The sequence below is a fragment of the Rhizobium sp. P1_C7 genome (genome assembly GCF_056406295.1).
Genome location: NZ_JBFUAL010000017.1, coordinates 1 through 18303, shown reverse-complemented (window position 1 = coordinate 18303; position 18303 = coordinate 1). Strand labels below are relative to the sequence as shown.

Annotated in this window: 16 protein-coding genes, 1 tRNA gene and 1 pseudogene; 12 read left to right on the top strand and 6 right to left on the bottom strand. The window is 59.6% G+C overall.

From position 1 onward, the window contains the following. Positions 1-55 precede the first annotated feature (55 nt). Together AC1D2R_RS22530 and recJ are read left to right on the top strand one after the other, a co-directional pair. Positions 56-1378, top strand: a complete 1323-nt coding sequence (locus tag AC1D2R_RS22530; protein ID WP_477970653.1) for a homoserine dehydrogenase — start codon at positions 56-58, stop codon at positions 1376-1378. 134 nt (positions 1379-1512) lie between these two features. Further along, positions 1513-3315, top strand: a complete 1803-nt coding sequence (gene recJ, locus AC1D2R_RS22525; protein WP_477970651.1) for a single-stranded-DNA-specific exonuclease RecJ — start codon at positions 1513-1515, stop codon at positions 3313-3315. A gap of 19 nt (positions 3316-3334) precedes the next feature. Here the strand turns inward: recJ and AC1D2R_RS22520 are convergent, their stop codons facing one another. Continuing rightward, positions 3335-3808 (bottom strand): Lrp/AsnC family transcriptional regulator, encoded by a 474-nt coding sequence (locus tag AC1D2R_RS22520; protein WP_477970649.1) that lies wholly within the window; start codon positions 3806-3808, stop codon positions 3335-3337. A gap of 97 nt (positions 3809-3905) precedes the next feature. Here AC1D2R_RS22520 and AC1D2R_RS22515 point away from each other — a divergent pair, with 97 nt between their 5' ends. The 5 genes and pseudogenes from AC1D2R_RS22515 to AC1D2R_RS22495 all read left to right on the top strand — a co-directional run bounded on the left by AC1D2R_RS22515 (position 3906) and on the right by AC1D2R_RS22495 (position 8637). Then, the gene (locus AC1D2R_RS22515) at positions 3906-5111 is read left to right on the top strand and encodes a diaminopropionate ammonia-lyase (protein WP_477970647.1); all 1206 of its coding nucleotides are present in this window, start codon (positions 3906-3908) and stop codon (positions 5109-5111) included. Further along, positions 5108-5788, top strand: a pseudogene (locus tag AC1D2R_RS22510) (Zn-dependent hydrolase); the annotation flags it as partial. The gene AC1D2R_RS22515 and the pseudogene AC1D2R_RS22510, both read left to right, overlap by 4 nt. 132 nt (positions 5789-5920) lie before the next feature. Further along, positions 5921-7075, top strand: coding sequence for a M20 aminoacylase family protein (locus AC1D2R_RS22505; RefSeq protein WP_477970645.1), 1155 nt, complete (start codon positions 5921-5923; stop codon positions 7073-7075). Between the two features lie 26 nt (positions 7076-7101). Then, on the top strand, positions 7102-7914 hold the full coding sequence (locus AC1D2R_RS22500) for an aldolase (RefSeq protein ID WP_477970643.1): 813 nt from the start codon (positions 7102-7104) through the stop codon (positions 7912-7914). A 141-nt stretch (positions 7915-8055) separates the two neighbouring features. Further along, positions 8056-8637, top strand: a complete 582-nt coding sequence (locus AC1D2R_RS22495; RefSeq protein ID WP_477970641.1) for a hypothetical protein — start codon at positions 8056-8058, stop codon at positions 8635-8637. Between the two features lie 28 nt (positions 8638-8665). Here AC1D2R_RS22495 and AC1D2R_RS22490 read toward each other — a convergent pair. Next, positions 8666-8740, bottom strand: a tRNA-Glu gene (locus AC1D2R_RS22490). Between the two features lie 404 nt (positions 8741-9144). Here AC1D2R_RS22490 and AC1D2R_RS22485 point away from each other — a divergent pair. The 3 genes from AC1D2R_RS22485 to AC1D2R_RS22475 all read left to right on the top strand — a co-directional run bounded on the left by AC1D2R_RS22485 (position 9145) and on the right by AC1D2R_RS22475 (position 12739). Further along, on the top strand, positions 9145-9438 hold the full coding sequence (locus AC1D2R_RS22485; RefSeq protein WP_477970639.1) for an HdeA/HdeB family chaperone: 294 nt from the start codon (positions 9145-9147) through the stop codon (positions 9436-9438). 1292 nt (positions 9439-10730) lie between these two features. After that, positions 10731-11099, top strand: coding sequence for a SpoIIAA family protein (locus AC1D2R_RS22480; protein ID WP_477970637.1), 369 nt, complete (start codon positions 10731-10733; stop codon positions 11097-11099). Positions 11100-11719: 620 nt separating this feature from the next. Next, complete coding sequence (locus AC1D2R_RS22475; RefSeq protein ID WP_477970635.1) at positions 11720-12739, top strand: porin; 1020 nt, start codon at positions 11720-11722, stop codon at positions 12737-12739. Between the two features lie 163 nt (positions 12740-12902). On the opposite strand, the gene AC1D2R_RS22470 is transcribed toward AC1D2R_RS22475, so the two are convergent. Continuing rightward, positions 12903-14177: a DUF2254 domain-containing protein gene (locus AC1D2R_RS22470; protein ID WP_477970633.1), complete on the bottom strand. Its 1275-nt coding sequence runs from the start codon at positions 14175-14177 to the stop codon at positions 12903-12905. A 402-nt stretch (positions 14178-14579) separates the two neighbouring features. Then, the gene (locus tag AC1D2R_RS22465) at positions 14580-15479 is read right to left on the bottom strand and encodes a carbonic anhydrase (RefSeq protein WP_477970631.1); all 900 of its coding nucleotides are present in this window, start codon (positions 15477-15479) and stop codon (positions 14580-14582) included. 542 nt (positions 15480-16021) lie between these two features. Here AC1D2R_RS22465 and AC1D2R_RS22460 point away from each other — a divergent pair. Then, positions 16022-16333 carry a potassium channel family protein gene (locus tag AC1D2R_RS22460; protein WP_477970629.1) on the top strand — a complete coding sequence of 104 codons (312 nt, stop codon included), beginning with the start codon at positions 16022-16024 and terminating at the stop codon, positions 16331-16333. A 122-nt stretch (positions 16334-16455) separates the two neighbouring features. On the opposite strand, the gene AC1D2R_RS22455 is transcribed toward AC1D2R_RS22460, so the two are convergent. Next, complete coding sequence (locus AC1D2R_RS22455; protein WP_477970627.1) at positions 16456-16668, bottom strand: hypothetical protein; 213 nt, start codon at positions 16666-16668, stop codon at positions 16456-16458. Then, positions 16665-17795, bottom strand: coding sequence for a DUF2092 domain-containing protein (locus AC1D2R_RS22450; protein WP_477970914.1), 1131 nt, complete (start codon positions 17793-17795; stop codon positions 16665-16667). The genes AC1D2R_RS22455 and AC1D2R_RS22450 overlap by 4 nt, the downstream gene beginning before the upstream one ends. Positions 17796-18123: 328 nt before the next feature. Here AC1D2R_RS22450 and AC1D2R_RS22445 point away from each other — a divergent pair. After that, the coding region (locus tag AC1D2R_RS22445) for a transposase (protein WP_477970625.1) at positions 18124-18303 on the top strand (180 nt) is incomplete at its 3' end.

Sequence of the window (18303 nt, the reverse complement as noted above, 5' to 3'; positions counted from 1 at the left end):
TAAACGGCAGCCTCTTCCGGCGGATGCCTATCATAACAAATTTCAGGATCGATCCATGGCAGATGCCCTCAAAATTGGCATTGCGGGCTTGGGTACCGTTGGTGCTTCGCTTGTCCGTATCATTCAGCAGCGCAGCAACGAGCTTGCCGCAACATGCGGCCGTCCGATTCTGATTACGGGCGTTTCAGCTCGCGACAAGACCAAGGACCGCGGCATCAATGTCGGCGGTATCGAGTGGTTCGATCGGCCGGAAGACCTCGCGGCAAAGGGCGATATCGACGTCTTCGTCGAGCTGATGGGCGGTGCCGAAGGCTCGGCCAATGTTTCGGTTCGCGCGGCACTGCAGCGTGGTCTCCACGTGGTGACAGCCAACAAGGCGCTGCTTGCCTATCATGGCGTCGAGCTGGCGACGATTGCGGAAGAGAAGGGCGCGCTACTGAATTTCGAAGCAGCTGTTGCCGGGGGCATTCCGGTCATCAAGGCGCTGCGCGAATCTCTGACGGGCAACACGATCGCGCGCGTCTACGGCATCATGAACGGCACCTGCAACTACATCCTGACCAAGATGGAGAAGGAAGGCCTCTCCTTCGCCGATTGCCTGAAGGAGGCGCAGCGTCTCGGTTATGCCGAAGCCGATCCGGCTTTCGATATCGAGGGCAACGACACCGCCCATAAGCTTTCGATCCTGACGACGCTCGCCTTTGGCAACCAGATCGCGGTCGACGACATCTATCTCGAGGGCATCACCAACATCTCGATCGAGGACATTCACGCCGCCGCCGATCTCGGGTACCGCATCAAGCTGCTCGGCGTTGCGCAGCGGACGGAAACCGGCATCGAGCAGCGTGTGCACCCGACGATGGTGCCGATCGATTCCGTCATCGCCCAAGTCGATGGCGTCACCAACGCGGTGGCGATCGAATCCGACGTGCTCGGCGAACTGCTTATGGTCGGTCCGGGTGCGGGCGGCAACGCGACCGCGTCTTCCGTCCTCGGCGATATCGCCGACATCGCCAAGAGCCGCCCGGGCGTACAACAGGTTCCGGTCCTCGGCCATCCCGCGAAGTCACTGGAGCCTTACCGCAAGGCGCAGATGCAGAGCCACGAGGGCGGTTACTTCATCCGCCTGACCGTGCTCGACCGCACCGGCGTCTTCGCGAGCGTCGCCACCCATATGGCCGAGAACCAGATCTCGCTCGAATCGATCGTTCAGCGCTCAAAGCAACACCTGGCGCCTTCGCACCACCAGACGATCATCATGGTCACCCATGCGACCACCGAGCACTCGGTGCGCAAGGCGGTCAATGCGATCAAGGAAGAGGGCTTCCACGTCGGCGAGCCCCAGGTCATCCGCATCGAGCGCCCGAAAGAGAACTGATCCGCAGAAATTCCTTCTTCCCGCTGGGGAGAAGGAACGGGCAGGCGTTGCCACCTAGCCGGAAGCCGCTTAGATGTGCCCGTGTCGCTCCGGTCCCGGGGTGGTGACATCAGACGAGGCAAAGAGGCGACAGAGTGGAAATACCCTCCGATCCGGTACAGCGCGCGTTTCTTGGCGTGGAGAAATCCGTTCTCGACAATCGCTGGATTTCGCGGCTGGATCAGGCGGGCCAGAACCGCGCGCTTGCGATGTCACAGATGCATGGCCTGCCGGACCTGATTGCGCGCGTCCTGGCCGGGCGTGGCGTGAGCGTTGACGAGGCTGTCGAATTTCTCGATCCGACGCTGCGCAACCTGATGCCCGACCCCTGTACGATGACGGATTGCGAAAAGGCCGCAAAGCGGCTTGTCGAGGCGATCCGCGGCCGACAGCAGGTGGCGATCTTCGGCGACTACGATGTCGACGGTGCCTCTTCCTCGGCCCTGATGTATCGCTTCCTGACGCATTTCGGTGTCGAGGCGGCGATCTATATTCCTGACCGCATCTTTGAAGGCTATGGGCCGAACGCCGCCGCAATAGATCAGTTGATCGACAACGGTGCGCGGCTGATCGTGACTGTCGACTGCGGCTCCACGAGCCACGATGCGCTGGCCGCGGCCGCCAGCCGTCATGTCGACGTCGTGGTCGTGGATCACCACCAGGTGACACACGAGCTTCCGCCCTGCCACGCTCTGGTCAATCCGAACCGGGAGGATGATCTCTCCGGTCAGGGGCATCTCTGCGCAGCCGGCGTCGTCTTCCTCGTGCTCGTTGCCACGTTGCGCCTGTTGCGCGAGGCCGGCGACCAGCGCGCAAGAGCTATCGATCTCTTGCAGTGGCTCGACATCGTGGCGCTGGCGACGGTCTGCGATATCGTTCCCCTGAAGGGGTTGAACCGGGCCTACGTCGTGAAGGGCCTGATTGCCGCGCGCCACCAGGGAAATGTCGGGCTTTCGGCGCTGTTTCGCAAGGCCGGCCTTGCCGGGCCGGTGACGCCCTACCATTTCGGCTTCCTGATCGGCCCGCGCATCAATGCCGGCGGCCGCATCGGCGATGCTGCGCTGGGCAGCCGGCTGCTGGCGCTGGAGGACACCGGCGAGGCGGAAGTGATTGCCCAGAAGCTCGATGAACTCAATCGCGACCGCCAGCTTATGGAAGCCGCGATGCTGCAAGAGGCCGAGGCAGAGGCACAGGCCGAATATGGCGACGGCGAGGGCGCTTCGGTGATCGTCACCGCCCACGAGAAATGGCATCCCGGCATCGTCGGGCTGATTGCCGCGCGCCTCAAGGAGAAGTTCAAGCGCCCGGCTTTTGCGATCGCATTCGATCTGTCGGGCAAGGGCACCGGCTCGGGACGCTCGATCAACGGTTTCGACATGGGCAAGATGGTGCGCGCGGCCGTCGACGAAGGCCTGCTCGTCAAAGGCGGCGGCCATGCGATGGCGGCGGGATTGACGGTCGAGCGCGAAAAGCTTGGCCGCCTGCGCAGCTTCTTCTCGGAGCGCGCCGAGAAGACCGTGGCGAGCCTCGTCGCCAACGAGACGCTGAAGATCGATGGCGCGATCGGCGCAAGCGGTGCGACCATCGACCTGATCGACCGCCTGGAGACGGCAGGTCCCTATGGATCCGGTCACGCGCAGCCGATCTTTGCGATTCCCGCGCACCGCGTGCGCGATGCCCGCATTGTCGGCGAAAAGCATGTGAAGGTGGCGCTCGAAGCAATGGACGGCGCTCGTCTCGACGGAATTGCCTTCCGTGCCGCCGATACGCAGCTCGGCAACCTGTTTTTGAACTCGCGTGGTGCCAACGTTCATGTCGCGGGTTCGCTGGGTGCCGACCACTATCAGGGCTCCCGGCGTATCCAGTTGCGCGTGCTTGATGGCGCCCCGGCGCGGTGAGCCGAAAGCTGGCGCAGGATCAGAGCGGCACGGAGAGCGTCGATTTGACGTTGTCCATGGCGACGAACGTCCTGAATTTCTGGACGTTGCCGCTATCGAAGAATAGCCGCCGCGTCAGTCGCTCGTAGTGCGCCATGTCGGGCACGAGCACCACCAGCACGAAGTCGGCCTCACCGGTGACATAGTAGCACTGCTGCACCTCGGGAGCGGCGGCGAAGCTTTGTTTCAGTACATCGATCAGATCCGTTCTCTCGCTCTCGACCTCCACCTCCACGAAGATCGTGATCGGCTGGCCGACCTTGGCTGGATCGAGCAGGGCTGAATTTTGCCGGATGACGCCGCGTTGCTCCATGCGCTTGATCCGCCTCTGGACCGCGGGCGCCGACAGATTGACTGCCTCTCCGATCGTTCGCTGCGGCGTGGTATTGTCCTGCTGCAGGATCCGCAGGATTGCGATGTCGAACGCGTCGAGCGCCGCTCGGCTGGATGGCATCGGGTGCTCCACGAAACAAACTTGCAAATGAGGCGCGCAAATGCAGCGCATTTTTCGCCTCGCTTGCAATATATCCTTGGCGAACGGAGCGATCGACATGTTTTTGAAAAATACTCACATCGACTACAACACGGCTGTGTCCGCAACCGACGCCGAGACGCTTGGCCTGGAGGCGGCCGAAAACGCCGAGCGGTATCTCCGGCATCGCGAAAACCACGCGGAAACGCCGCTGCACGCTTTGCCGGCTTTGTCCCGAGCGCTCGGTGTTGCGTCCATCCATGTGAAGGACGAAGGACACCGCCTCGGCCTCGGCAGCTTCAAGGCCCTCGGCGGATCCTATGCCGTCATCCGCCTCGTGCTTGACGAGGCTGCACTGCGTCTCGGTCGTGCGGTGGATGTGTCCGAGCTGCAGATCCCGGACGTCCGGGCCGTCGCCGCAACCATGACCTTCGCCTGCGCGACCGATGGCAATCATGGCCGCTCGGTGGCACAGGGAGCGAAGCTTGTCGGCGCCCGGTCGGTCATCTCGGTGCATTCAGGCGTCAGCGACGAACGCGTGGCCGCCATCGCCCGCTTCGGGGCGGAGATTGTCCGGGTCGACGGCAACTACGACGATTCGGTCGCCGAGGCCGCACGCGTCGCGACCGAAAAGGGGTGGATGATTGTCTCGGATACGTCATGGCCCGGCTATGAGCGGGTCCCGGGGCTGGTGATGCAGGGCTATACCGCGATGGTGCGGGAGGCGCTGCGCCAGATGCCGTCCCCTCCGACCCACGTCTTCGTGCAGTGTGGTGTCGGCGGCGTTGCCGCAGCCGTTGCGGCCCACCTCTTCGCGGTTTTCGGAGCGGCGCGGCCAATCTTCACCGTGGTCGATCCCGCACGGGCCGCCTGCATGTTCGAAGCGGCCAGGGCGGGCCGCCCAGTTAAGATCCGGCATGGCGAACCGACTGTCATGGCCATGCTGGAGTGCTACGATCCGTCACCGGTCGCCTGGCGTATCCTGTCCCGCGTGGCCGATGCCTTCATGACGGTGGACGAGGAGGATGCGATTGCTGTTATGAACCGGCTGGCACGCCCGTCCGCCGGCGATCCGCCTGTTGTCGCCGGGGAAAGCGGCGCCGCCGGCCTGGCTGGCCTGATCCGCGCGCTGGACGATCCGGCCGCAAGGGAGGCGCTCGGCTTGAACGGTAATTCCCGTGTCTTCGTGATCAACACCGAAGGGGCGACCGATCCGCAGCGTTACGCACAACTCGTTGGAATTGCGCCGGATAATGTCGCTGTCCGATCAGGAGCTCCCGCATGAACGAAGGTTCCGTCAACCGAGAGCGGCTTGCCGGCCGCATCCGTCAGCTTGGCGATGTCGGCCGGGAAGACGGAAAGCTCACCCGCCTCGCAGCCTCGGATGCAGACAGGGCAGGCCGCGACCTGTTCGTCTCCTGGCGTCGCGAGGCCGAGCTGGATGGCGCAATCGACCGCATCGGCAACATCTTCTGCATCTGGAATGCCGGCGGGGATGAGGGCAATGCACCCATCTTAATTGGCTCGCAGGTCGACACGGCGATCAATGCCGGGATCTACGACGGATGCTACTGCGTTCTCGCCGGACTGGAGTTGATCGAGACGCTGGGGGAAGGCGGGTTCGCGCCATCGCGTCCAATAGCCGTGGCAGCCTTCACCAACGAAAAAGGCGTGCGCTACGCGCCCGATGGGGTGGGTTCCCTGGTGGTCTATGTCGGCGGACTGTCGGTTGACGACGCATTGTCCACCGTCGGCACGGACGGATCTGTGCTTGGCGAAAGGCGGCTGGACATTGGCTATCCCGGCACCCAGGAGCCCTGGTTTCTGGAGCCGCACGTCTATCTCGAGCTGCATATCGAACAGGGACCCGTGCTCGAGCGCGAAGATTGCGCGATCGGTGCCGTCAAGAACCTTCAGCGCATTTCATGGCAGCGCATCACCGTCGACGGTGTTGCCAACAACTTTTCGTTCCGAGCGTCGGCGGCATCAGCCACAATCCACGGTGGCTTACTGCCGGGGCCGATCTTGTCGCAAGCGCAAACATTCTGCTTGATGTTGTCAGCGAACTGACCTCGCGAGCCCGAAGGAACCCAGATGACCGATTTGCAAGCCCTGCACGCAGAGATGACGGCTTGGCGTCACGATCTCCATGCTCATCCCGAATTCGGCTTCGAGGAGAGGCGCACCTCGGCCTTCGTTGCAGCCAAGCTGCGGGAATTCGGGCTGCAGGTGGTCGAAGGAATCGGCGGCACCGGCGTCGTTGGAACCCTCTCGCGGGGTTCGGGCAATCGCTCCATCGCCCTGCGTGCCGACATGGATGCACTGCGTATCACCGAACAGGGACAACAGGCTTATCGTTCGCAGAGGCCCGGCACGATGCATGCCTGCGGCCACGACGGGCACACGGCGATGCTGCTGGGCGCGGCAAAGGTTCTGGCAGAGCAGGGTGGCTTCGACGGGACCGTCCGGTTCCTGTTCCAGCCCGCCGAGGAATGGGGCAAGGGTGCACTTGCGATGCTGAACGACGGCTTGATGGAGCGCTTTCCGTTCGAGGAGATCTATGGCCTGCACAACATGCCGGGTTTGCCGATCGGCCATCTCGAAACCCGTGCTGGGCCTGTCATGTCTGCGGAAGACAATTTCGAGATCGTGCTCACTGGTGTCGGCGGGCACGCCGCCCGTCCGCATGCGGGCAACGAAGTGCTGGTCGCGGCCTGCGCGCTGGTCACCAACCTGCAGACGATCGTTTCGCGCCGGCTGAGCGCCGCCGATATTGCCGTCGTCTCGGTGACGGAACTCGTCACCGATGGCACCCGAAACGCGCTGCCGGGGCTTGCGCGCGTTCTTGGCGACGCGAGAAGTTTCCGGCCGGAAGTGAGCGCCGACATCGAGAGACAGATGCACACGATCGCGGCGGGAACGGCCCTTGCCTACAATGTTGCAGCGGAGGTGGCATACACACGGGAATTCGTGCCGCTGTTGAACGATGCCGCACTGGTCGACGAGGCATTTGCCGCAGCGCTGTCGGTACTGCCCGCGGGGAGCGTGAAGACAGCTCGCGAGCCGATGACCGCGTCGGAAGACTTTGCCCGCTTTCTCGAGCACGTACCGGGTTGTTTCGTCTTCACAGGCAATGGCGAAGCGTCCGCACCGCTGCACAATCCGAACTTTGATTTCAACGATGCTGGCCTTCTGCACGGAGCCCGCTACCATGCCGCAATCGTCCGGCGTCGCCTGCCGCCGACCTGAATCTCAACGATCCCATTGGAAGAAACATGGCCCACCCTCTCAACATCCCGTCCATCGCCCAGACAATTCCCGGCAACAATACTCCCGGTGCGAACCAGCCTGATCTTGACAGCGAAATCGTATGGCAGGCACGGGTCGATCTTACCGCCTGCTTCAGAATGGCGGCCAGATTCGGGTTGGAGGAGGGCATCTGCAATCACTTTTCGGCGGTCGTCCCCGGCTACGACGACCTGTTCATCGTCAATCCTTACGGGCACGCGTTCCGCGAATTGAGCGCCTCGAAGCTTTTGATCTGTGACTTCCATGGCAATGTGGTGTCGGGCGACGGGCAGCCGGAAGCGACGGCTTTCTATATCCATGCCCGCATCCACAAGCGGGTGCCGCGTGCAAAGGTGGCGTTTCACACCCACATGCCGTATGCGACCGCGCTGTCGATGACGGAAGGCGACCCGCTCATCTTTGCCGGGCAGACGGCGCTCAAGTTTTACGGGCGCACTGCCTTCGACAGGAATTACAATGGCCTGGCGCTGGACGAACGCGAAGGTGACCGAATCGCCGCCGCCATCGGCGATGCCGACGTGGTCTTCATGAAGCATCACGGCGTCATGGTGCTTGCGCCCAATATCGCCGAGGCATGGGACGACCTCTACTTCCTGGAGCGCGCCTGCCAAGTGCAGACGCTGGCGCTGTCGACCGGCCGGCATGTGCTTCCGGTCGATCCGGCTATCGCGGAAGCCGCTTATCGGCAGATGCGAGAGGGCGATCCGGAATCTGCCCGGCTCCATCTGGAGGCAATCAAGCGTACGCTCGACGCCGAGGAACCGCAGTATCGCGACTAAGGCCGGCGAGGAGGGCGGGTGAGTGCCGCAGATACGGTAGCCCCGTGACATCCGTGCAATGTTGCGCCTAGTCTATCCCTCCGAACGGCTTTCAAATTGTAGGAGGCCAAGGCAACGAATGGAGCGGAAAGCCTGTGTGACATGATGAGGGGTCATTTGCGAATTCTGGCTGCGTTGCTGTCCCTGTCACTCATCAGTGCCGGACCGGCTGACGACGGGCGATGGTATACCGGGGACTATACCTTCTCCGACGAGCTTGGAGGTTTTCGCATCCTGTCGGTGACAGGCTCGGGTACAAGATCCGATCCTTTCGAAATCAACGAGGAACTCGACGTCGCCGCACCCGTCACTCTGGTGATCAGGGCCGCGAAGCCAAGTCAACGCAACACGTTGCCCGAGCGTGCCTTCCACCTGCGCGTTGTCGCCATGAATAAGAGTGGCCTGGCCTGGATCGGGTTCGAATTCGAACTTCAGGAGGTTCGTGGCAAACCCAGCGACTTCAATGACGGTCTGTCATTTGGTCAGATTAACCCCAATCCGGACTTCATTTCGTCCAACCGGTTTTCCCGCTTCGAAAACCGCTTCGAGAATTTCGATCGCCTACGCTTCGAAGGCGGTCACGCTGATCCCCTTGATCGAACGGAGTTTGACTTCTTTGTCACCGACGTCACGCCTGTTGCCGAGTTCTATTTGGTGCAGGACCCGCGCATACCTTCCTCGTGAGGTACAGATTACAGAGAAAGCGAGTGGCTGGCACGCCCTAGGGGAATTGAACCCCTCTTTACAGAATGAGAATCTGTCGTCCTGACCGATAGACGAAGGGCGCATCGTCCCACTTGAAATAGGAACGACTGGCGCCTTCTACAAGCGTGGAATTGGATGGAAATCAGACAGAAGTGGCACGTCAATGAGAACGGTCCAATCCGCGAGTCCGAATCGTGGACTGGGTTGGATGACGAGTGAAGGATCTCTGCATGGCTCGAGAACCGTGCCGGGACAACCGCTTTATCTGGGGACGAAGAAACGCCGCTTTTGTCGGCGAGTGACCTGTATCCTCGCGTAAGCTCTATAAAAATATGCCTATCCCACCCGTACCATGCTATTATTAGTTGTTTCTAAATCTATCTTTGCCGAGGTCGATCATGATCGTGGCATGGTGCGGTTTCCAAACATACCACCACACACGAGCACTCGCTCCGACAACGGGCGAGGCTGTTTGGGAGGACGACAATGATACGCCTTGTTTCAATCACACTAGCAGTCGCAGGCTTTGGCTTGGCTGGTCAGGCGTTGGCAGCAGATGTGGACATGTCAAAGATTACCTGCAAGGAAGTCGGTGCCATGCCAGCAGCCAAGACTATTGGCGTGGCGATGTGGGTGAATGGATATGTCCATGGCAAAGCTGGAAACGCCATGATTGACAGCGATAAGGCCCATGCCAATGCAGAGAAGGTGGCAGCCTATTGCAAGAGCAACACCAGCTCTACGCTAGCTGACGCTATAGAAGCGGTTTCCAAGTCGTAATCCGAAGCTGTGACGGTGGCGGTATTTGAGCCGCCACCAAGGTCATCGACACCACGATTGTGGCCTTTTCAACCGGAGGACAGACAATGTTCGGATACAAGCCCCTATTCAGCGCTTTGGTGGCTGCGATATTCTTGGCAGGCGCACCAGCTATGTCCTGGGCAACAGAGCAAGGACAACAGCGCAAGGCTGCGCGTGATGTTCGCCAGGACAGCCGCCAGGGCGCGCGAGACACAAAGCAGGCATGCCGCTCCGCAAACGACAAAAGCAATGCGGCGTGCCGACAGGACAAGCGGGATACTAAGCAAACGGGGCGTCAGACGGGCAGAGACATCAAATATTAGGCAAATAGAGCTCGCGACACAAAGCAACCCCGTTAGGTGCCGCGCGGCGGGCTTCTGGCTGATCGTCAGCCCCGTGCTTTCGGATAGCCATTTGGCCCGTCGGACAACTTATCGGTCCACTTCAGCCGGGTAGGAGTATGTCTAAGAGCCAAGCTCGTTGCTGAACTCAATCAAAGCGCTGTGCAAGCAAGGGCGTCCAGGTGCGCAACCATTTACGCAATCTGGCGGTACCGCCGAAGTTTGCCTCGAGACAGCTAGAGGTGGCCGCGTCCGTACCGAAAAGCGGAGCGCCCTAAAGCAATTCGCTATTAAGGGCTTCCCGGCCCCCATCCGATCTGGCCCCTGTATTGGAGGAGACCTCCAGGTCGTCTTCCACGGCGTTCATACTATGGAACGCACGAAATACTGCCACGCGGAAGTACCCAACGGTAGACGAGAGCGTAAACAATCGTGGAATCCCGACAGGGTGCAGAGCTTCCGAAGCCTCCTGTGCCGGCTTGCGACGAGTCTGACCCGTCAGTGGTTATACCGCACTATAGTGGCTACCGTAACATACTTCCCACTCGCCCGACTCCCTTGCATCATCGCGGTAGATTGGGGGAGCGCTTGATGGGGCGCCATCGTACCGACCCAGAAAACCAGGAAGCGGCGCGGCGTGGGCGAACCAGGCTGATGCTAAGGCTTCCGGCTGTGCGAACGCAACTTCACAACGTCAAGGATGGTTCGTCCTTCGATGAAATCTTCGAAGCGTACGATGCGGCATGTTCCGCACTCGAAAGATTTCGCCACAGCCTAGATTGGCGCGATCGCGTTTTGATCGAGGAGTATGAAACGGTATGTGCCGAGATAGAGGCTGACGTTGTAAGAGAGTTTCTACGCGCACCCTAGGCAAGACCTGTCTTTCCGAATTGATCGAGCTGACGAGTGTTGGGGACATGGGGAAGGGCGATGATTACCGTTGAGACAATAAGCGACAAAAGTATCCTTATTATTGCACCGCAAGGTCCACTCGAGCGGACCGACTTCGAGCTGATCGCAAAAGAGTTTGATCGCCTCATGGCTTCGACAGGCAAGGTGACTGGTCTGATGATCAAGACGAAGTCCTTCCCTGGTTGGGAAAACGTTGAAGCAATTACGGCCCACCTGAGATTCGTCGCCAATCACCATGGATCAATAGAGCGGATTGCGGTCGCGACCGACAGCGGCTTTCTGAAGATATTTCCGGGCTTCGCCGGCTATTTCGTTCACCCCGAAATCCGCGTTTTCGCCCTCGAGGAAACGGATCAAGCGCTCTCTTGGCTTGAGAAGGGAAGTTGATGACGATGGCCGTGCGCTCCTCTCGATAGCTGTTGAAAGTTCAAGCGAGCTTGCCGCACAAAGCCGCACAAAGCATTGGTTGAATAGCCTTAACTGCGAGCGTCGAGCAAAACTCGCAGCAGGGACGCCAGCCGGGACCGAACAGGCAACCGGGCACGGCTGGCGTCAACTACTTTGCAGTTCCGCTAGTCTATAGTCTATTGAATATCGCCCTTCGCTTGCTGAGGAAGCCTGACTTCTCGCGGCGTCTCTTCCGCAACCACCTCGCATTCTGATTTTCTGTGTGCAGCCTTCGAGGCACTCAAGGAGATGCTTCTAGTCACCGCAGGTTCTCGACTGCAGGCGAAGAAGGCTGCGAAAATCGCCCGTCATGGTTTTTCGGGATGCAAGCAGTCTAGCGGATCTGTTTCAACGGCGCGATGGCTGACGACTTTCTGCCCGCATAGAAAGTGGCGCATCGAGGGGGCCGCGTTTCGGCAAGTACGCAACTGCAATTCACTGTTTCATTTAGATCACAACGCGGCGCAATCTACGCCGCCGGTTGCGACAACGACTTGCGCTTTCCTGCTTACAAGTGCAACGCTAGTAGTTACGGGACTGCGACGTAGGGGAAATACTTCATGAAACTCAGACACTTGCTTGTAGGTACGGCCATCTTGATCGCAGCATCGGCTGACGTCATGGCGGCTGACGCGATCGTCGCCGCCGAGCCGGAACCAGCAGAATATATTCGCGTGTGCGACGCCTACGGCACCACGTATTTCTATATACCGGGCACTGAAACCTGCCTGCATATCGGCGGATATCTTCGTTTCGAGGCCCGCTATGGCCGCGACCAGTCGGGAACGTCGGACTGGTCGCTCTGGCAGCGCGCCCAGGTGAGCTTCATTTCCAAGAGTGAGACCGAATGGGGCACGCTCACGGGCTGGCTCACCTTGCGTGGCGAGGCCGAGAACGCGACCGACAACACCGTCTTCCTGGACGAGGGCTTCATAGACCTCGCCGGCTTCCGTGCCGGCATGCAGTATAGCTGGTGGGATGACGATCCGAGCGGCGAAACCGATGTCGTGGCCAGCAACGAGACGAAACACAATTCGATTCGCTACCAGTATGAGACCGACAATTTCGCGGCCGGCATTTCGCTGGACGAGCTTGATGACGAATATGAGACAAAGCCGGGCGAAGGTCCAAATGATCTGGGCATAGCCGCGCAGATCTCCGGCAAGGCCGGGTCGTTCAGCGGATATCTTCTTGGCGGTTATGACACCGATACGCAGGAGTTCGCTGTTCGTGGCATCGGCTATGCCGACGTCGGCCCCGGCCAGCTCGGCGTTTATGGCGTCTACGCCAGCGGCGCGAACTATTACTACGAAGACTCGGAATGGACGGTGGGCGCGCAGTACGTCTGGAAGGCGACCGACAAATGGACCTTCACGCCGGGTGTCCAGTATTTCCATGCAATTGATCTGGACGCCGATGGCGATGGCTTCACGGGAGGCGATGCCTGGACCGGTGGCATCACGATCGACTACCAGATCGCCGAGAACTTCGCGGCAAAACTGAGCACGCAGTATTACGATTCCGACGACGACGATGACGACCAGGTGGAGGGGTTCCTGCGTCTTCAGCGAAACTTCTAGGAGCGTACTCCGGGCCATCAGACGTCTGGGGGAATCCGTAGGTGTCAATGGATGCGCTTCGCCGACGCGTCGGCGGGTCGCCAGGATCGCACCACGATTCGCGTCCTGCCGACACCGGCAGCAAAGATGATGCAATCGGGGGGGCTGTTCATGCTGCGCAATACTATGCCGAACCGCCGAGCCCCTGTGTGTCAGCGATGCGTGCAAGCGCTGCATCTTCCGGCAGGAGATAGACCTTTTCTATTGTCCGGTCGAGCAAATCCCGCTCCAGCCGCAGTGCCGCCCTTCGGCATGCGGGCAAAGTCTCTTCAAGGTTGTCTATCATGGCGCGAAGCCTTCGTGCGATCTGAAGGTTCTCCGTTCCATAGATCCGGATTTCACGGCATGTGAGCTGCACGAAGTCCTCCCAGTCTGGTACCGGCAACACGACGCGCAGGCGACCTTGGGCGTCGCATACATGTTCATTCCCCAGTTCGCGGCGCCCGACACTGCGTAGCAGCCGGTGCAACTGATCGATTGCTAGGACCGCGGTCGTCGGGTCGTTTATCGCCTTCGAGAGAGCCTTGGTGGCGATGTCGACGATGACCCTGAAGGCGAAGGTGGGATCCTGCTCGATGGTTCGCTCGCGCCCGAAGGCTACCGTCTCGCGAAGGTCATTGTCGGCAATTGCCGCGGCGCCACCATACAGGCGAAACAACGGTTGTCGCTGCGATACAAAGTCACCGATGCGGGAAGCAAGCTCGATGATGCCGTCCGTCTTTTGCGCACGCGCCGTCAGGGCCTTCACGTCGATCGCGAGAATGATGGCTGAGGAGCCGGGATGCGCGACGATGCGATCGGGATTGCCATGCGCCGGCCTTGGTTGGCGCGGCGCGGGGACCTCCACCGCCAGGCGATCGGGATAGACGAGGTTGAGCACCTCGAAGCCTTGCTCGGCGACGCGATAGATTATGCTGACCGGCCGCAGCAGACGAGCGGAGTAGTCGATGAAATAAAGGAAGGCCGCCAGCGACAGCACCCCAAGAATCCCGGAAAGCCATACGATGAACGGCGGAGCGGCTGCGTTCACGCGACTTATGGCGGCGATGGCAAAGAGCAGAGTGAAGATGAACAACCCCACCGTGAAGCGGATAACATTATCGCGCAGCAGCGTGGTCGCTATGATCCGGGGCGTAAGCTGGCCGCTTGCGATCTGGATGGCGACGAGCAGCGAGCCGAACGTGAAGACGATGAAGGAAAGCGCCAGGCTGATGATGGCCTGCATTGCTGCGAGAGTTCCCTCGGTGCCGAGTGGCCAAAGCGGCACCCACCGCGTCCACTCCTCGAGCGCAAGAGCGGTGCGAAAGAACAGCTGCTGAAGGATGAGTGCAAAGAAAGGCACGATCCACAGCGAGGATCGCAAGTAACTCCTAAGCGCATACAGCTTGTTCCAGCGCATTTGGTCCTGTCCCCTCCGCTCGATTCAACCGGGTGATGCCCGTCTGCTTCAAAAGAGCGCCGCCAGAATGACGCCCGTGCTTTCGTCGTATGCCTGGTCATGAAACAGCGGTTTCTACACTGCGGTTCGGCCCTCATCTGGATAGGGATCCGGACGTGAAGGACAGGTTCCACTTCATCCGTTTCAAGAGCAATACAGCCATTTGGTGAACCGTTGGCACCTCGGATACCCGACCAACGCAGATCCACCGCTTTGAGCGATAATCATACCTCGCGTCGCCGCGGCGGCAGGCCGGTGCTCTTTGCCCGCGCAGCGATCGAACGTGACATGAGTCGGCCCGCCATTGAGACCCCGCAATGTCATCGGCATGTCGGTGGCTCCAAGGATGCACCGGAGCCTCCGTCAAGGGGTATCTAGCAATGCTCGTATTCGAGGGGAGGATACCAAGAGATCGCATATCGCGACGAATTCATTCGCGTCCCGTGGCGCCGGCGCTAGGCCGAACCAGTTCGATCCTTCGCGCCGCGGCGACCACACTAGCCGCTCCTCCAGAAGATAAACGCCGTACACGATCCCCAGGTCACTGCGGCCGGCCAGGTTGAGGCCCGGTCGCATGCCATGCGCGGTAAGCGCGGCGTTCAATGCGATCGCCACCTCGATCAGTGTGGTCCGATACCCCGACCGTCGAACGACCTCCGTCCCATGGACCCGCTCCAGCCAGGTCGCGCCAAGCTGGATGACGACCAGAGTGCGGTCCACGATATGCCGCAAATCCTTCTGCGACATGATCTCCATATATTTAGCGGGTTCCAGATGAACATCGACCGCCGCCGAAACGGCACCACACTTACTGTGGCCGAGAACGACAATGGTCCGCAGGCTCGCGAGATGGTCAACCGCATAGCTCAGACTACCCATCACGTCGTCGCCCAAACCATTGCCTGCAGTTCTGACAACAAACAGGTCGTTGGGGCCTTCGGAAAAGATCAACTCGACGGGAACTCGGGCATCGGCGCAGCCGACAATCGCTGCGAACGGCTGTTGCTTGGGTGTCGCGCTGCGGCCAGGAAGAAGTCCGACATCACGCGGATCAATGTCGATACTCAGCCTTGCTGGTTTCGATGTGGAAACCTGAGCGAGGAGTTCGGCAAAGGCGCGGTTTCCGGCTTCGAGTCTCAAGCGGGCAGCGGCTGAATCGGACGGCAATGGCTTGCGCGCACCGTCAAACGCGAACCGGTAGGTTACCTCGGCAAGACAGGCCGGATCTTCCATGGAAAGGCCTTCAGGCAGCTTCTTCGCCATGCGGGAACGTCTCCTCCAACAGCAATCGGCCGCGGTGCTACGGCACGACCGAACAACCCACCTCAGAGTAGCACTATTACGCGTTTTGTGTACCAGATCGTAGAGGGTGGCATGGAAAGCCCCGAAAAAGGATCTAGCATGTTCAGCTCTCCGTGGGCATGCGTATCGGCGCGATTACATCCGAATTGCGCTGTGCTTATTTTGTAGCGGCGACGAAAGTGAGAATAGTCCCCCGGTATACACTGCAACTGATGTATTTGGGGGCCCAACAAATGAACTTGCAACAATGTAAAACCCTAAATTTTTGCGAGCATTTTGATAGGGGTGATGCTACTTTGGCTGCTTCTGAACTTCATCGCGTCCTGGGAGACACCAAATACTGAGTACCGAGCGCGGGCTGTGCGCCACGCCCGGCATAGGCGCCGGCGCCGGACACGGGCGAGACGTTTTGGTCTCGCCTTTCCCGGCTCTCCTGACACCCAACCGAAGAAAGGTGGAAAGTCGTGCCAGCAGAATCAGGCAAAGGGACACGCTCAAAGCATATGAGGCGCCTATTCTTCACCGCTCTCGTGGAGCAGCTTGGTGTGGTCTGGCCAATCCTGTCCGGGGTCGTCACGGTCATGGTCGGATGTGGCGCCGCAATTTGGCGCATAGAGGATTGGCGGATCGACGAAGCCCTTTACTTCACCTTCGTGACGGGGCTTACCATCGGCTACGGCGATTTTACCCCCAAACATTTTTCGGCGCGGCTGCTCGCATTGGTGATCGGTTTTTCTGGGATCATCCTAACTGGCCTCGTCGCAGCTGTCACTGTGAAGGCACTGAACGAAACCGATCACGACAGCAAGGAATAGCAGATACGGTAACGTGGGGTCGCCAAGGGGGGACGACGATTTCCAAAAGGAAGCCGTCGTCCAAGTCGGTGGCGCGGCAAATGGATTGTGACCGCACCATCAGCACAGCTGCAAGCGACTACCTAGCAATTATAGGCACCGGAAGCACAGCGGCGTGTCGTCCGGCGCGCAACGCCTGCCACGCTGACCGGCGTCAGCGGTCGTCCTACCCTCGCAACGGCAGGGGAGACGAAACTGGGAATCCAAACAAATGACTGTTGCGGTGCCAAATCACCGATACAGAGCACGGCTGCTAAGACGAGCGCCATGATTGCGGCGCGCTTATAAACGATCATTTTCCTTCTCCCACCACAAAATTCTCCGGCAGGTCGCCGAGCTTGCCCTTGAGGTCGTCTACATCGAGCCTTTCAGCGCCTGTTGCGTTCTTAAAGGTAAAATCACCAAGCGTGACACCATCGCCCGACTTCCAGTCACTGATCTGGACGCTGTATTCCGGTCCGCCTTTCACCTGTGTGGATGAAATCACCAAGCGGCACGGGAAAGGTTGCGCTCCCTGGGCGACCCAAATCTGAAAGTCCACATCGTCCTTCCGGAAGGCAAGGGAATCGCACTCGGTGCCACTGATGACGCCGCTTCCAAGGTCTTTCGAATCGTAGACGCCCTTCATAAGTTCGTCATATGCATTGCTCATCAGCAGGTCAGCCGCCGGAAGAGGCAATCCAAACTTATCCTTCAACTCGTCGATCAGATGATCAACCGTACCGGGCGTCTCGATTTGTGTGTACTTGTTCACATCCTTTCCCAGGAGGGTGAGCGTTTTCCCGTCGAATAAGGCCTCCGTATCGACAAAGCCTCCGGAGCGGGTTGTGCGCACCTTGTCGGGTCGACTGAGGGTCACATTGCCTGAACTGGCCAGTCCCAATTTTTGATCGCTGTTCGTGACAACCTGAAGATTGGCATCATAGGCGAACGAGAGCGCCGTCTGTGCTGCCAAATAGTCCGACATGGCTTTGAGGAGTTTCTTGGCTTCCGGCGAGTCGGTAATTCGCACGAGCTCAACGCGGCGATTGAGCGCCTTGCCTCCACTGGTTTCGTTACTTGCTATCGGCCGGTCCTGCCCAACGCCTGCCTCGCTCAACCGGCTGGCGTCGATCCCTCGCTCAACCAAAGCCGCCTTGATCGCACTGGCGCGCTGCAGGGACAGGTCTCTGTTGCCCTCGGCGCTACCGCTTGCATCGGTATGGCCGACAATTCTCAAGCCCCAGTCAGGAAAATTCTTCAGTGTGGTCGCTATGTCATCGAGAAGCGGTTCCCCGCCAGGCCGCAACGTTGACTTGCCGCTGTCGAAGCGCAAACCATAGACATCATAGTGTTGGCGGGTTTCTAGCGCCTGCTGCATCGATTCTTTGCTGTATTGCCTGGGGGGATCCATACTCTGGGACCACAATGGCGCACTTGCCATGACAGAAATAGCCGTCGCAACTATTATTTGTCGGGCGGAATTTCTCCATATTGATGTTATGCCAGAATGCTTTGGCGGTCCACCGATATACCCAACACGTGAAACAATATCTGCTGGCACGCTCAACATGGCAATAATCCTTCTATGTTGGTGAGGATTAGGTTGAGAATAACATTACACTTCACGATTAATAAGAGTTACGCCACCGATAGTAGCATATACGCATCACAAAATGCGCTTTGTTTATTTTTTCTAGCACTACTTTGGCAGATTAACCGACGGTTAACGATAATCGGCCATCTTTGGCACCTCAAAAGGGGTGCGGTGGATGGTGGAGCAGGATATTGCACTGACGGATTGGCTGAAGCCGTTCGTTGAGAAGCTTGGTCACAAGAAGCGGCGGCAGATGTGCCCGGTATATATTTCGGGCCTGATCGGACCAGGTGATCGCAAGAGTATCGAGCCGATGGCGGAGCGCCTTGCGCCCGATCACTACGACCTACGACCG

What these genes read in the sequence shown, in the direction of transcription:
- AC1D2R_RS22480 (WP_477970637.1), top strand. Translation starts at nt 10,731, where the DNA reads ATGATTACCGTTGAGACAATAAGCGACAAAAGTATCCTTATTATTGCA.
- AC1D2R_RS22475 (WP_477970635.1), top strand. Translation starts at nt 11,720, where the DNA reads ATGAAACTCAGACACTTGCTTGTAGGTACGGCCATCTTGATCGCAGCA.
- AC1D2R_RS22450 (WP_477970914.1), bottom strand. Translation starts at nt 17,795, where the DNA reads ATGGCAAGTGCGCCATTGTGGTCCCAGAGTATGGATCCCCCCAGGCAA.
- AC1D2R_RS22500 (WP_477970643.1), top strand. Translation starts at nt 7,102, where the DNA reads ATGGCCCACCCTCTCAACATCCCGTCCATCGCCCAGACAATTCCCGGC.
- AC1D2R_RS22505 (WP_477970645.1), top strand. Translation starts at nt 5,921, where the DNA reads ATGACCGATTTGCAAGCCCTGCACGCAGAGATGACGGCTTGGCGTCAC.
- AC1D2R_RS22515 (WP_477970647.1), top strand. Translation starts at nt 3,906, where the DNA reads ATGTTTTTGAAAAATACTCACATCGACTACAACACGGCTGTGTCCGCA.
- AC1D2R_RS22495 (WP_477970641.1), top strand. Translation starts at nt 8,056, where the DNA reads ATGATGAGGGGTCATTTGCGAATTCTGGCTGCGTTGCTGTCCCTGTCA.
- AC1D2R_RS22460 (WP_477970629.1), top strand. Translation starts at nt 16,022, where the DNA reads ATGAGGCGCCTATTCTTCACCGCTCTCGTGGAGCAGCTTGGTGTGGTC.
- AC1D2R_RS22520 (WP_477970649.1), bottom strand. Translation starts at nt 3,808, where the DNA reads ATGCCATCCAGCCGAGCGGCGCTCGACGCGTTCGACATCGCAATCCTG.
- AC1D2R_RS22465 (WP_477970631.1), bottom strand. Translation starts at nt 15,479, where the DNA reads ATGGCGAAGAAGCTGCCTGAAGGCCTTTCCATGGAAGATCCGGCCTGT.
- AC1D2R_RS22485 (WP_477970639.1), top strand. Translation starts at nt 9,145, where the DNA reads ATGATACGCCTTGTTTCAATCACACTAGCAGTCGCAGGCTTTGGCTTG.
- AC1D2R_RS22530 (WP_477970653.1), top strand. Translation starts at nt 56, where the DNA reads ATGGCAGATGCCCTCAAAATTGGCATTGCGGGCTTGGGTACCGTTGGT.
- AC1D2R_RS22470 (WP_477970633.1), bottom strand. Translation starts at nt 14,177, where the DNA reads ATGCGCTGGAACAAGCTGTATGCGCTTAGGAGTTACTTGCGATCCTCG.
- AC1D2R_RS22455 (WP_477970627.1), bottom strand. Translation starts at nt 16,668, where the DNA reads ATGATCGTTTATAAGCGCGCCGCAATCATGGCGCTCGTCTTAGCAGCC.